The organism is uncultured Aquimarina sp. (genome assembly GCF_947496855.1).
Classification (GTDB): domain Bacteria; phylum Bacteroidota; class Bacteroidia; order Flavobacteriales; family Flavobacteriaceae; genus Aquimarina.
Genome location: NZ_CANMED010000003.1, coordinates 30,486 through 44,477 on the forward strand (window position 1 = coordinate 30,486; position 13,992 = coordinate 44,477).

Below are 13,992 nucleotides of genomic sequence, written 5' to 3' on the forward strand. Positions count from 1 at the left end.
ACAAATAGTTCTATATAACGCTACTTTTTTATACGTCTAAAAACTCCTTCATAAAACAGCCCTGTCGGAATGTTTTCTTCCGAAAATTGAACAGATTTCATATGATATTCATCCTTATTTATCCATTTATAATTATAAATTCTATAAGTTCCTTTTGGTTCTCCTTCAAACGAAAGCTTTAATTGGACATCTCCTTTTTCATTTATGGTTCCTTTTCCTTTTCCTGCTCTAATAGTGCCAAAACTGGATAAATGATCAACCACTTTTGTATTTGGATTATAAGACCAAAATATATGACCATTAGGTTCTGGTCCATCTACAATTGATAATAAACTATTAGAAGTATTGATATCTTGTGATACTGTATGATGCTTTGGGATTTTTATAGTTGTAGTTCCATTTCCCCAATTATGAGTCCAATTGTCATTTTTAAGTGTCCATTGGCCAATAAATTTTACGAATGGATTAAGTTCTGTTCCTTTTTTAGTTCTACCATTTGATTCAAATTCAATTACTATTTTTTGTGCATATCCCAGTAATGAGAATAGTATACAAATCAGAAATAAATAATTTTTAATCAGTTTCATTATATTATAGTATTATGTTGGTTTCGTTACTATGGCTTATATATAAAGTAGCTAGAAGTTATTATGATTTGATATACAGCGTTATTTTCTTTTTATTATTTATGTATATGTAATCCTATTTGTCTCTGTATTCTCAGTGAATTATTTTTTGATTGTGCGCTTTTAAAAGATCTTCAATTTTTACTGAAGGTTCAGATCTATCAGAATTATAACTTTTGGAGTTCTGACAAGCTAATAGTCCTACTAAGGCAATAACTAAGCATATATACTTCTTCATTATTTAGTCTTTTAAAATTCTGAATTTTGTTTAAGAAGTCATATTAAAAATTACTTTCCAGATTTTTAGAGAATTATCTTTCATCCTTCTGAAAACAAATATGTTTTTAGTTTCAAAATTATCTGAAACATCCTTATTAGCTGAAAAAAAAACTCCTCTCACCTTACCGTGCATTACAACAATTTGATCATATGAATGCATCTCAATCATTTCGTGTTTCATTTCAGCAGTACCATATTGTTTTTCGTTGTTGATGTGTTTGATTAACGAGGTTTTTTCAGTAATTATAGGATGACCGGGAGCCATATGAACTAAATCATCCACCCATACATCCATTTTATCTTCAGTAGAAATACTATGATCGTCTAATATTTTTAAAATAGCATGTACTGATTTTTGATCTTGTTTATTATAATAATTTGAAGTTTCTAAACAATTTTTGCATTGCATGAACAGCAATAGCAATATTACACTCATTAACAGATACTTACCTTTCATTTTCTTATAATTTGAGTGTTCATTAAAATTTAAGGTGTTTATTCAAAAAAGGTAAGACTCTAGTTGCAATACGTCCGTTATCTCCCCAATACTTATTCCAGGGATCTCCAACAAATTCAATTCCTTCGTGATCTACACCTATATCCATTAATTTTTTACTGAATCTACGGTTGGAAATAACATGTGCTTGTGTCTGATCGAATCTTGCCCAATCAAATGCAATCGCTTTTAAGCTTCTTAAATTATCTACGTATTCGTCTAGTTTTTCATCCAAATGAAATTCTTTTTGTTCTTTCCTTACATTTTTTGGATTTAGTTTTAATATTCCTTTCTCATCTTTTTCGAACAAAAAATCACAATAAAATGGTGGTCTATTAGGATTTGGGAGGAATGCCTGGCAGATGCTTGCAAAAATTTGGGTTCTTCCTGTTCCTTCAATTTCTTTATAAGACTTAGCAGTGTGCATTATATTCCAATCAATATCTAATGAAGCTCTTGGTAAGTATCCTGAACCAGTCGCTACAGGATGCAAAGCGTAGACAATACTAAAGATTTCTGGATACGTCATAGCTACCTTTAGTGCTCCTCTTCCGCCCATAAAATGACCAATTACCGCTCTACTGTTTTTATCAGAAATCGTTCTATATTTCTGATCTATAAAAGGAACCAGTTCTTTTCTTATAAAATCTAACCAAAAACCACTTGTTTCCGAGTTTTCAAAGAGACTTCCTATCGTGGGTGATGTGAAATCTGCAACCACAAAAATGAACTCTTCTGATTGATTTTTAGCAATACTCTTATCTATAATTTCTGGAGTTTTATGATTAGAAATAACATGATTAGGATTCTCAAACAAACTATGGAAATAATAGACTACTGGATATTTGTTTTTTGATGATGAATAACCAGGCGGAAGGTAAATTTTAATATTTCGGCGTGTATTTAATTCTATTTTATTAACAGTTAAAACTTTAGAATAAATAGTGTCATTAATTACTTTTCCTTTCATCTGATACTGAGCAACTGTTTTTGATGAAAATGGAATGATAAAAAGACCAATAAATATTCTAAAAGAAAAAACTTTAAACTTTTTGAAGTGTTTCATAACAATAGTAATAGATTAATAAGTTGTTTTTAATAATTTAATCATAGGTAGCTATTTGTCTGAAAATTTTTAATGAACAGTTGGGTTGTCGTTTCCATATTCTAATTCCTTTACCGGTACTAATACCCGAAGCATCATCTCTTCTCCAATTTGCTATATGACTAGCGTATTCCACGACATAAGTCCCAAAATCATCTATCCGATCGTTTCGTACATCTAATTTTTCAAATATTGGAAGTTCCTTCATATGCTTTTCTATAAAAGGATCCAATTCTTTTCTTCCGTAATAAACTGGTTGATAACTGTATAAAAAAATACCATCTTGATCATAAGCCATTGACCAGGATATATGGTCATGTTGTCTAATTACTGTTTCTAATAATTGGTCTAATGCACCAATTTCGTATCTAATATCTGTATCTAAAGGAAGGTGTGGTTGAAACGCAATTACGACACCTGGAAGATTATGAAAACGTAAATCATCGGTTAATGGTGTATGATGATTATAATTCCAAATTTCTGAAATAAGGAACAGTTTGCCACTTTCTTTTTTCCATATGTCTATATACTTCCCTTTGAGTTCTTCTACTTTTTCTGAAGCCTTTAATTTTACTTTGATAGTAAAAATTCCTAAAACGCAAAGCTGACCCCCCAAATCCAGTGTTTCTATAGTTTCTCTGTTATATTCTAAAACATCGAATCGATCAAAAAAGGCTTTGTGATAGGGTAAGGCATTCTCTTTCCCTAAAAGTGTCTTTTGAAAAGCTGGCATCAACCGAATATCTTCTGAATAATAGTTTACGATATCTTCTGGATTGGCTGAAAGCATTCCTTTATTATAATCTACTATGAATTTGTTTAGGTATGCTTCTTCAATACTTTCATTAGTTATTGATTCCGTTTGCGCAACTACACACTGAATACTAGCGGAAATTAAAGTTAGGAGGAAAAAATTATTTCTGATATACCACATAGATTTATTTTTTAGTTGTTTTCAACTAAAATATTACGGAGACAAAAACATTAATGACTAGAATTGATAAAACCCAATCGACAATTGATGATCAACAAAATTGTATCACTTACCGCTATAATTTTATCTAAAGTAAGATCTAAAAGCAGTTCGTCAATAATTTGAATACATTGGTCAATAAATCAACACTCCTCTCTGTGTTTAAAAACTATTTTCTTATTTTACTAAGTCTTAAGTAATACCTTTTATGCGTATAGAATTGGAAGTTATAAAGAATTCTAAATTACTTACCGGATTATATCGGTATAAAGTACATCATCTATTATTTTGGTTTGTATACCACTATATGTGGTGGACCATTGGTATTGGTAGTGCCAAAGAAGCGGCTATTAATATTTTCTTTTCACCGTATACTACAAAGTTTCTTTTTTATTTTGTTTTTCAGGCAGCGGCTGTTTATTTCAATTTATATTATTTAATTCCTAAATTTTTGGAGAAAAGAAAATATCCGGAGTACCTCTTTTTATTTGCATTCACCACAAGCATTACCGTTCTGATAATTACGTCCGGATATTTCGTTACAGCCTATGTTGCTAATACTACTCTCACCGAATTATTTGGTGATCAAACTTTTGTTTCACTATTAAAATCAGGTCCTTTATCTTCTACATTGGCGAGTATGACTCTTGCCATGAGTATTAAATTCGCAAAAAACTGGATTAAATCACAACAACGGCAGCAATTATTGGAAAAAGAAAAAATTGAAACCGAACTCAAATTTCTAAAATCGCAATTCAACCCCCACTTTTTGTTCAATACCATTAATTCCATTTTTGTATTAATTCATAAGAATCCCGATATGGCTTCAGAATCTCTTGCCAATTTCTCAGATCTTATGCGTTATCAGTTATATGAATGTAACGAAGCCAAAATTCCTTTAGATAAAGAAATCGATTACCTAAGGAATTTTATTGATTTGGGAAAATTAAGACTTGATAACACCGTAAAAGTTAGCACTAACATTGAAGATCAAATATATGGTAATGTTGCTATCGCTCCTTTTATTTTGATGCCTTTTGTAGAAAACGCTTTTAAGCATGTTTCACAAGGTCAAGATCAAAAAAATTGGATCTCCATACATTTGAGTTTTTCTGAAGAAAAAGTTTTATTCGAAATAGGGAATACTATAATTAATCAAGAAGAAAATAGTCCTGATGATCTTATGAAAAACAGTGGAATAGGATTAAAAAATGTACAGAGAAGATTGGATTTAGTATATCAAGACCAATATGAACTGTCCATAAAAAAAACTAAGGAAGTATACAAAATAAGACTTCATTTAAAATTAAATACGACCTCTGTTTTAAACGGAGTACCTATTGTTCCAGTAACTTCATTGCATTCTTAAAAAGAAATTATGGTTTTAAAATGTATTGTAATCGATGACGAACCTTTAGCCAGAGAATGTATTTCTAATTACATCAACGAAGTGGACTTTTTAGAACTACAAGGGTCTTGTAATAATCCTTTAGAAATCACCAAGGTTAAAAATGCGCACGAAGCAGATCTTCTTTTTTTAGACATACAAATGCCTAGAATGAATGGAATCGAATTTTTAAAATCTATGAAATCAAAACCAATGGTAGTGATTACTACTGCTTTTCCGAACTATGCTTTAGAGGGGTTTGATCTGGATGTTATGGATTATTTATTAAAGCCTATTACGTTTACACGTTTTTTTAAAGCCGTTTGCAAGGTTAAAGAACAATATCTTTTGACACAAAACAAAACTAGCACTACTCAGAATAAAGATAATTCGATGCCAGATCATGTTTTTATTAAATGTGATAGTACTTATAAAAAAATATATTTTAATGATATCCTCTTTATTAAGTCTATGCAAAACTATGTAGCTTTTCACACTACCGATGGAAAAAAACATCTCTCATTAATTCCTCTTAAAGAAGTTGCTAAGCAATTAGATTCGGATATTTTTATGCAAGTCCACAAGTCATTTATTGTTTGTGTTCATAAAATTGAAGCCGTAGATACAGAAGGAATAACAATTGGTTTACATTACATTCCCTTAGGACGTAACTATAGAACATCGGTTATGGAAAAAATAGTAAATGATAGAATATTGAAAAAGTAATTTTTGTATATGACTAAAAAGCTATCAATAGTAAGTAAAATTACACCTTCTAAGAAGGTGGCTTTATAAAGCCTCTAAAAGGGGAATGAACAACATATAAATTAGGTTCACATTATGGGCCAGACCTGTCAGATTTTCAAAACCTGACAGGTCTAAAACAGGCAAAGTCACCATAACATGGACACCAGCTAAGCAGGTGGTTTTTTAAGGTAAAATTAAAAGGCTGCTAATCCCATTTGATTAGCAGCCTTTTAATTTATAGCACTTTGATTAAATTAAACTCTCGGCAAATCACCATCTCCTTTAAGCGGTAAATTAGAGCTACCCATTAAATAGGTATCTATATGATACGCAGCTTGTCTACCTTCTGCTATTGCCCAAACAATTAATGATTGTCCTCTACGCGTATCTCCTGCAGCAAAAACACCTTTTACATTGGTCGCATAATCATCCTCAGTAGCTTTTATATTTGTTCTAGCATCCATATCAATTCCTAATTGCTCTGCAATCGTTGGTTCAGATCCGGTGAATCCCATCGCTAATAGCGCTAGTTCACATTTCCATTCTTTCTCAGTATCTGGAATTTCTTTTAATGTAAAACGACCTTTTTGTTTTACCCATTCTACCTGAGATGTTATTAGTCCTTTAAGATTTCCGTTTTCATCTCCTAAGAATTCTTTTGTAGAAATGCTCCAGTTACGTTCTGCTCCTTCCTGATGAGAAGAGCTTGTGCGTAAACGCATAGGCCAAAATGGCCAAGGTTGATTGGCTGGACGTTCTATAGTACCTTTTCCCATAATTTCGAAATTTGTTACTGATGTAGCTCCGTGACGGATTGATGTACCGATACAATCAGATCCGGTATCTCCTCCTCCGATTACAATCACATCCTTGCCAGTTGCCAAAATCTCTTTGCCTAAATCTTTTATCCCATCAACTCTTCGATTGTTCTGTGGTAAGAAATCCATGGCTTGAACTACTCCATTTAGATCAGATCCTTTTACCGGTAAGTTACGACGTACGGTCGCTCCTGTGCACAGCACTACTGCATCAAAATCAGCTTTTAATTCATCCGCTTTGATATCCTTTCCTATAGCAGTATTTGTTTTAAATACAATACCTTCTTCTTCTAAAACAGCAACACGACGATCAATAACATTCTTTTCCATCTTAAAATCAGGAATCCCATAACGTAACAACCCTCCTACTTTTTCATCTCTTTCAAAAACAGTAACTAAATGTCCTGCGCGGTTTAATTGCTGTGCTGTTGCTAATCCAGCTGGTCCTGATCCAATCACAGCAACAGTTTTACCTGTTCTTTCTTTGGGTGGATTAGCAATTACCCATCCATTTTTAAAAGCTTCTTCGACTATATTCTTTTCTATATTTTCTATTGTTACTGGATCTTCATTAATTCCTAGAACACAAGCCTCCTCGCAAGGTGCAGGACATAATCTTCCCGTAAATTCTGGGAAGTTATTTGTAGCATGTAATATACTAGCAGCTTTTTCCCATTTACCTCGATACACAGCATCATTAAAATCTGGAATAAGATTTCCTAACGGACATCCACTATGACAAAATGGGATTCCGCAATCCATACATCTTGCTCCTTGATTTTTGAGTTTACTTTCCTCCATTGGAACTGTAAACTCATTATATCCTTGTATACGATCTTTAACAGGCTGGTACTGTTCTATCTCTCTTTCAAATTCTAAAAATCCAGTTATCTTTCCCATGTTTCTTATCGTTTATGCTTGTGCTAATTTTTCTTCTTCTAATCGTTTTAGAGCCTGCTTGTACTCTTCTGGGAATATCTTAATGAATTTTGGTAATTCGTTTTCCCAATTCTCCAGAATTCTTTGCGCCAATGGACTTAAAGTCGCGTTGTAATGCGATTCTATTAAGCCTTTTAATTCGATCACATCTTCTGATAGTTCGACCGGATCCAGATTTAATGCTTCTTTATTACAATGCGCTTCGAATGTCTTTTTATCATCATAGATATAAGCAATACCTCCAGACATACCTGCTCCAAAGTTTCTACCAACTTCTCCCAAAATTACTGCAACTCCACCGGTCATATATTCACATCCGTGGTCTCCGATACCTTCTACAACTGCTCTAGCTCCAGAGTTACGTACACAGAAACGTTCTCCTGCTTTACCATTAATGTAAACCTCTCCATCGGTAGCGCCGTATAAAGTAACATTACCTGTAATCACATTCTCCTCCGGCACTAAAGTAGCTTCATCAGGTACTTTTATAATTAACTTAGCTCCAGAAAGTCCTTTCCCCAGATAATCATTCGTATTACCATTTACGATCATTGTCAATCCTTTTGTTGCAAAAGCTCCAAAACTTTGTCCTGCGGCACCTGTGAAATTTAATTTTAGTGTACTTTCCGGTAATCCCTGTGCTCCATATATTTTAGATATCTCATTACTAAGGATTGCTCCTACTGCTCTATCTGTATTGGTTATATCAAAGTCCAGCGTAGTTTTTTCTTTTCTAAATAATGCTTGATGTGCCTGTTCAATAATTTCGAAATCTATCGATTTCCCTAGACAGTGATCTTGCTTTTCTGAATTATATACTTCTACTCCTTCGGGTGCTTCTACCTGATGTAATATTGGTGAAAGGTCAACTCCAGCAGTTTTATAATGTTCAATAGCTTGCTTACGATCTAATTTATGTACTTGTCCCACCATTTCGTTGATAGTTCGGAAACCAAGTTGCGCCATAATCTCTCTTAACTCCTGAGCAACGAAATACATATAATTTACTACATGTTCCGGTTTTCCTTTAAACTTTTTACGTAGTTCAGGGTTCTGAGTTGCAATACCTACTGGACATGTATTTAAGTGGCATACCCGCATCATCACACATCCTGATGCGACTAAAGGAGCGGTAGCAAAACCAAATTCCTCTGCTCCTAATAAACAAGCTACCGCTACATCACGACCTGTTTTTAACTGTCCATCACACTCTAATACTATTCGGCTACGTAAATTATTACCTACAAGTGTTTGTTGTGCTTCGGCAATTCCTAATTCCCAAGGCAAACCTGCGTGTTTTAATGAAGTTAAGGGTGATGCTCCTGTTCCTCCATCAAAACCAGATATCAATACAACATCTGCTTTTGCTTTGGCAACACCAGCCGCAACAGTTCCTACTCCTACTTCTGATACTAATTTCACATTAATTCTAGCATTCCTATTTGCTGATTTTAAATCATAAATTAACTGTGATAAATCTTCAATCGAATAGATATCGTGATGTGGAGGTGGCGAAATCAATCCAACATATGGAGTGGAGTTACGTGTTTTAGCAATCTCAGGATTTACTTTAGGCCCCGGTAATTGTCCTCCTTCTCCTGGTTTTGCTCCTTGAGCCATTTTTATTTGGATCTCTGCTGCGTTCGTCAAATAATTTGACGAAACACCGAATCTACCAGAAGCAACTTGTTTTATTGCACTGTTTTTCCAATCACCATTTACATCTTTATAGAAGCGTAATGGATTCTCTCCTCCTTCTCCAGAGTTACTCTTACCACCTATACGATTCATTGCAACTGCAAGGTTTTCGTGTGCTTCTTTACTAATCGATCCATAAGACATGGCTCCGGTTTTAAAACGTTTTACAATTTCTGTCCAAGGCTCTACCTCATCTAATGGAATTGGATCATAATTAGAGAATTCTAATAATCCGCGAATTGTCATTAGACTTTTAGACTGTTCATTGATCAAACTTGCATATTCCTTATACGTTTCAGGGTCGTTATCCCTAACAGATTTTTGAAGTTTAGCTACAGATAACGGATTAAATTGATGTTTTTCGCCATTACGTCTCCATCTATATTGACCTCCTATTTCCAGATCCAACATTGCATCCACTTCTCTCTCTGCATATGCTCTTTTATGTCGCTTAGCTATTTCTTTCTCTATTTCGTACAATCCAATTCCTTGAATACGTGTTGCCGTATTTGGGAAGTATTTGTCTACTACTTTAGTATTTATACCAATACATTCGAAAAGCTGAGAGCTACGGTAGGAGTTCAATGTCGAAATTCCTATTTTGTTCATTACTTTCAGCACTCCTTTTCCAACTGCTTTGTTATAATTATTGACTGCTTCTTCCGCTACTAAATCTGTAATGTTATGATCCTCTATCTGTTCTTTTATAATTTCATTTACCATATATGGATTGATAGCACTGGCACCATATCCAAATAATAACGCAAAATGATGTACTTCTCTTGGTTCTGCAGATTCTATGATAATACTAACCTGAGAACGTTTCCCTAGTTTCTGTAATCCACTATTAACAAAAGAACAAGCTAATAATGCAGGTATTGGAGCTCTATGTTTACTTACATTTCTATCAGAAAGTATAATAATATTACTGCCTTCATTAATAGCTTCGGAGACCTTGTTTAAAGTATCTTCCAATGCATCTTCTAATCCATTAAGACCTCTATGAACGTTATACAGAATAGGAACCGAAGTTACTTTAAAGCCTTTATCTGCATATGTTTTGATCTTATCCAAATCTTCTTTAGAAATGACAGGATTCTGAATTTTTAATTTCTTACAGTGTTTTTCATTGATATCAAATATGTTATGATCTGCACCCAGGGTGAGACTTATATCTGTAATCAATTCTTCACGGATTCCATCTAGTGGAGGATTCGTTACTTGCGCAAATAACTGCTTGAAATAATTATAAATTAGTTGCGATCTTTCTGAAAGCACCGCTATTGGAGTATCTGATCCCATAGATCCAATGGGCTCTTTAGCCAACTGACTCATCGGAACAATAATCGTATCTATATCTTCCTGAGTATAACCAAATACTTCTTTACGTTTAGAAATTGTTTCTTCTCCTAAGAATAATGGACAATCGTTATATGCAATATCCTTAAGGTGCACCAAGTTAGAATCTAACCATTTTCTATAAGGATGCTGAGATGCTATTTTTTCTTTTATTTCTTCATCATTAATAATTCTTCCTTCACCCATATCAACCAGAAACATTTTTCCTGGTTCCAATCGTCCATGAAACTGAATATTACTAGGCTCTAAATCTACTACTCCTGTTTCAGAGGACATAATTACATACCCATCCTTAGTAACAGAATAACGGGAAGGTCTCAATCCATTTCTATCTAATACAGCACCTATATAATTACCATCCGTAAATGGAATGGAAGCTGGTCCATCCCAAGGTTCCATAGCACAAGAATTATATTCATAAAATGCTTTCTTGGCTTCAGACATTTCTGGATTCTTCTCCCAAGCTTCTGGTACCATCATCATCATCACTTCTGGTAATGATCTACCTGTCATCAATAATAATTCTACTACCATATCCATAGATGCAGAATCTGATTTACCTTTCAGAACAACTGGTAACACTTTTTTAATATCCTCTCCAAACCAATCACTTTCCAATAATTCTTCTCTGGATCTCATTCTAGTAACATTACCTCTTAAGGTATTAATCTCTCCATTGTGACACATATATCGGAAAGGCTGAGCCAGATCCCAAGTAGGAAATGTATTCGTTGAAAAACGCTGATGCACTAACGCTAATCTAGTCACTACTTTCGGATCCATAAGATCAGTGTAGTACAATTTAATGTCTTCGGGCATCAAAAGACCTTTAAAAATTAAAGTTTTTGTTGATAAACTGGGTAGGTAGAAAAATTTATTTTCTGATAATTTAGAACTATATATTTCGTGTTCCGTTGCTTTTCGAGCGGTAAACAATTTTAGATTAAAATCAAAATAGCTTTGCTTATTATTATTCTTACCTATAAATATTTGCTTTATAAAAGGTTCTGTTGTTGCTGCTATTTCTCCTAAATGTACTGTATCCACTGGAACATCTCTCCATCCTAAAAGAACAAGTCCCTGATCGGTAATATTTCTTTCGAAAGTATCAATACAATACTGACGTTGGTTTTCTTTTTTAGGCAAGAACACATTACTCACGGCGTATTCACCAGCTTCAGGTAAATCAAACTTACAGTTTTCTACAAAGAAATCATGAGGAATATCGATAAGTATTCCAGCTCCATCTCCGGTTTTTCCATCTGAACTTACTGCTCCACGATGTTCTAATTTCTCCAGAATCTCAAGTGCCTTATGAATAATATCATTAGACTTTTTTCCTTCTAAGCTACAAATAAATCCGGCACCACATGCGTCGTGTTCGAATTCTGGTAGATACATTCCTTGTTTCTTCATATTATTTCCGATCTAAAGTGTTTCGAGTTGTTGAAATTAACAAAACCTTAAGGAAGGAAAAAGAAAAACGAAGCTTTAAGGATTACTTTTCTTAGCTCTTTAAAAAAACACAAGTTTCAATAAAATAATCACAAAATAATGACTTCTAATTACGAATTCGATAACGCATTTTTTCATAAAAAACTCAAATAATATAAGGGATTACAGCAATTTAGTATCAAATAGTTCTTATGAAAACGTTTTCGTATAAAAACTAAAATGTATTACTGCGAAATCCTTATTTATTTCTTCAAAAAATATGTACCCCTAATTTTTTAGGGGGTAAATATTTTAAAATGATAAAAATATAGCAATTACCCGTCAAAATTTGGTGGCTAAAAAGTAATTCGCATATTTTTGACACAGATTTAACATTAATTTTAACTTTTTAGTCTTTATGAAGAAAATAGAAGCAATCATCAGAAGATCAAAATATCGTGTTGTAAAAGAAGCTTTGCATGACAAAGGCATCACATTCTTTTCTTATTGGGATGTTACTGGAGTTGGGAACGAACAGAAAGGAAGTGTATACAGAGGTATATCTTATAGCACTACTGATATCCAAAGACGTTATTTATCAATTATAGTGAATGATGATTTCGAAGAAATTGCAATCTCAGCAATTCTAGAAGCAGCAAAAACAGGTGAGGTCGGTGATGGAAAGATCTTTGTATCCGACATTAAAGAAGCTTACAGAATACGTACTTCTGAGAAAGGTGGAATAACCTTATCTTAAATTTATTAAAAAAATGATCAACTTAAAAACTAAAAATTTATGAACAATATACAACAACAAGAAGTGCAAGAGGCAGTCAAGGCTGCTGTAGATGGCGTTAATGCAGATCTAAGTATTTTGTGGATTCTTATTGCTGCTATTTTAGTATTTTTTATGCAGGCAGGATTCACTTTGGTTGAAACAGGATTTACCCGCTCTAAAAATGCTGGTAATATTGTTATGAAGAACTTTATGGATCTTGCTGTCGGTTCTTTAATGTTCTGGGTAGTGGGATACTCAATTATGTATGGAGGAGATACAATTTTAGGGGGCTTTATGAGAGATCCTTTTGATCTCGCATTTTTCAAACAAGATGACTGGCATAACTTATTTTTTCAAACTGTATTTTGTGCTACTGCAGCAACTATAGTATCAGGAGCTGTAGCAGGAAGAACAAAATTCTCGACTTACCTTATTTTCTCGGCTGTATTAACAACAATTATTTATCCTATTTCTGGAAGTTGGTTATGGCCTTTTGATGATAAAGCTTGGTTAAACAATCTTGGTTTTATTGATTTTGCTGGATCAACCATAGTTCACGCTGTAGGTGGATTTGCTGGATTAGTAGCTGCCATATTAATTGGACCAAGAATAGGAAAATATGACAACGGTAAAATAAATGTTATTCCTGGACATAATATGATATTAGGTGCATTGGGTGTACTTATTCTTTGGCTAGGATGGTTCGGATTTAATGGAGGTTCGCAACTTGCATTTGGTGGTAGCGACTCTATTGCGGTAGGTAGTGTGATTATAAACACGAACCTAGCTGCTGCTTTAGGTTCCATTACAGCTTTATTTTTTACTTGGATAAAATACAAGAAACCAGACATTTCTATGACTCTAAATGGATGTTTAGCAGGTCTTGTAGGTATTACAGCAGGGTGTGGTAATGTTAGTGCTGCTGGAGCTGCTGCAATAGGTATTATATCTGGTTTAGTAGTAGTTTTATCAATAGAATTTATAGACAAAAAATTAAAAGTTGATGATCCAGTGGGAGCAATTTCTGTACATGGTGTTTGTGGTTTTTTAGGAACAGTACTTGTGGGTGTTTTTGCCTTACCAGGAGATGATTTTGCAGGTGGATTGTTATACGGAGGTGGATTTAAACAATTAGGTGTTCAAGCGCTTGGTTCTCTATCTATGATTGGATGGACTGTTCTAGCAAGTTTTGTAGTACTTTTTATTCTTAAGAAAACTATTGGACTACGTGTATCTGAAAAAGAAGAAATTGATGGTTTAGACATACATGAGCATGGTATTTCTGCTTATGGAGACGATAGCTAACAAATTTTGTTCGTATAGAAACAAAATTTAAGAAAAGGGGTATATGAA

Annotated in this window: 11 protein-coding genes; 4 read left to right on the forward strand and 7 right to left on the reverse strand. The window is 33.6% G+C overall.

Translation table 11 applies throughout. The annotated features are described in order from the left end of the window. Nucleotides 1-20: 20 nt before the first annotated feature. From Q0921_RS09665 to Q0921_RS09685, 5 genes are all read right to left on the reverse strand, one after another. Complete coding sequence (locus tag Q0921_RS09665) at nt 21-587, reverse strand: hypothetical protein (protein WP_299256226.1); 567 nt, start codon at nt 585-587, stop codon at nt 21-23. A 133-nt stretch (nt 588-720) separates the two neighbouring features. Beyond that, complete coding sequence (locus tag Q0921_RS09670) at nt 721-864, reverse strand: hypothetical protein (RefSeq protein WP_299256228.1); 144 nt, start codon at nt 862-864, stop codon at nt 721-723. 30 nt (nt 865-894) lie between these two features. Beyond that, nucleotides 895-1,362, reverse strand: coding sequence for a hypothetical protein (locus Q0921_RS09675; RefSeq protein WP_299256230.1), 468 nt, complete (start codon nt 1,360-1,362; stop codon nt 895-897). 22 nt (nt 1,363-1,384) lie between these two features. Beyond that, nucleotides 1,385-2,467 (reverse strand): alpha/beta hydrolase-fold protein, encoded by a 1,083-nt coding sequence (locus Q0921_RS09680; protein ID WP_299256232.1) that lies wholly within the window; start codon nt 2,465-2,467, stop codon nt 1,385-1,387. 37 nt (nt 2,468-2,504) lie between these two features. Next, on the reverse strand, nt 2,505-3,440 hold the full coding sequence (locus Q0921_RS09685; protein ID WP_299256234.1) for a DUF4440 domain-containing protein: 936 nt from the start codon (nt 3,438-3,440) through the stop codon (nt 2,505-2,507). Nucleotides 3,441-3,687: 247 nt separating this feature from the next. On the opposite strand from Q0921_RS09685, the gene Q0921_RS09690 reads away from it, so the two are divergent. Both Q0921_RS09690 and Q0921_RS09695 read left to right on the forward strand, forming a co-directional pair. Next, complete coding sequence (locus Q0921_RS09690) at nt 3,688-4,848, forward strand: sensor histidine kinase (protein ID WP_299256235.1); 1,161 nt, start codon at nt 3,688-3,690, stop codon at nt 4,846-4,848. 9 nt (nt 4,849-4,857) lie between these two features. Continuing rightward, complete coding sequence (locus Q0921_RS09695; RefSeq protein WP_299256237.1) at nt 4,858-5,592, forward strand: LytTR family DNA-binding domain-containing protein; 735 nt, start codon at nt 4,858-4,860, stop codon at nt 5,590-5,592. A 275-nt stretch (nt 5,593-5,867) separates the two neighbouring features. Here Q0921_RS09695 and Q0921_RS09700 read toward each other — a convergent pair whose 3' ends face one another. Continuing rightward, nucleotides 5,868-7,331: a glutamate synthase subunit beta gene (locus tag Q0921_RS09700; RefSeq protein WP_299256239.1), complete on the reverse strand. Its 1,464-nt coding sequence runs from the start codon at nt 7,329-7,331 to the stop codon at nt 5,868-5,870. 12 nt (nt 7,332-7,343) lie between these two features. Beyond that, nucleotides 7,344-11,843: a glutamate synthase large subunit gene (gltB, locus tag Q0921_RS09705; protein WP_299256240.1), complete on the reverse strand. Its 4,500-nt coding sequence runs from the start codon at nt 11,841-11,843 to the stop codon at nt 7,344-7,346. Between the two features lie 436 nt (nt 11,844-12,279). On the opposite strand from gltB, the gene Q0921_RS09710 reads away from it, so the two are divergent. Both Q0921_RS09710 and Q0921_RS09715 read left to right on the forward strand, forming a co-directional pair. Continuing rightward, nucleotides 12,280-12,618 (forward strand): P-II family nitrogen regulator, encoded by a 339-nt coding sequence (locus Q0921_RS09710; protein WP_299212522.1) that lies wholly within the window; start codon nt 12,280-12,282, stop codon nt 12,616-12,618. 39 nt (nt 12,619-12,657) lie between these two features. Continuing rightward, nucleotides 12,658-13,944, forward strand: coding sequence for an ammonium transporter (locus Q0921_RS09715; protein WP_299256242.1), 1,287 nt, complete (start codon nt 12,658-12,660; stop codon nt 13,942-13,944). The last annotated feature ends 48 nt before the right edge of the window (nt 13,945-13,992 follow it).

Bases quoted from the DNA above. Each gene is read 5' to 3' on its own strand.
- Q0921_RS09700 (WP_299256239.1), bottom strand. From the start codon at position 7,331: ATGGGAAAGATAACTGGATTTTTAGAATTTGAAAGAGAGATAGAACAG.
- Q0921_RS09680 (WP_299256232.1), bottom strand. From the start codon at position 2,467: ATGAAACACTTCAAAAAGTTTAAAGTTTTTTCTTTTAGAATATTTATT.
- Q0921_RS09695 (WP_299256237.1), top strand. From the start codon at position 4,858: ATGGTTTTAAAATGTATTGTAATCGATGACGAACCTTTAGCCAGAGAA.
- Q0921_RS09710 (WP_299212522.1), top strand. From the start codon at position 12,280: ATGAAGAAAATAGAAGCAATCATCAGAAGATCAAAATATCGTGTTGTA.
- Q0921_RS09715 (WP_299256242.1), top strand. From the start codon at position 12,658: ATGAACAATATACAACAACAAGAAGTGCAAGAGGCAGTCAAGGCTGCT.
- Q0921_RS09665 (WP_299256226.1), bottom strand. From the start codon at position 587: ATGAAACTGATTAAAAATTATTTATTTCTGATTTGTATACTATTCTCA.
- gltB (WP_299256240.1), bottom strand. From the start codon at position 11,843: ATGAAGAAACAAGGAATGTATCTACCAGAATTCGAACACGACGCATGT.
- Q0921_RS09685 (WP_299256234.1), bottom strand. From the start codon at position 3,440: ATGTGGTATATCAGAAATAATTTTTTCCTCCTAACTTTAATTTCCGCT.
- Q0921_RS09690 (WP_299256235.1), top strand. From the start codon at position 3,688: ATGCGTATAGAATTGGAAGTTATAAAGAATTCTAAATTACTTACCGGA.
- Q0921_RS09675 (WP_299256230.1), bottom strand. From the start codon at position 1,362: ATGAAAGGTAAGTATCTGTTAATGAGTGTAATATTGCTATTGCTGTTC.
- Q0921_RS09670 (WP_299256228.1), bottom strand. From the start codon at position 864: ATGAAGAAGTATATATGCTTAGTTATTGCCTTAGTAGGACTATTAGCT.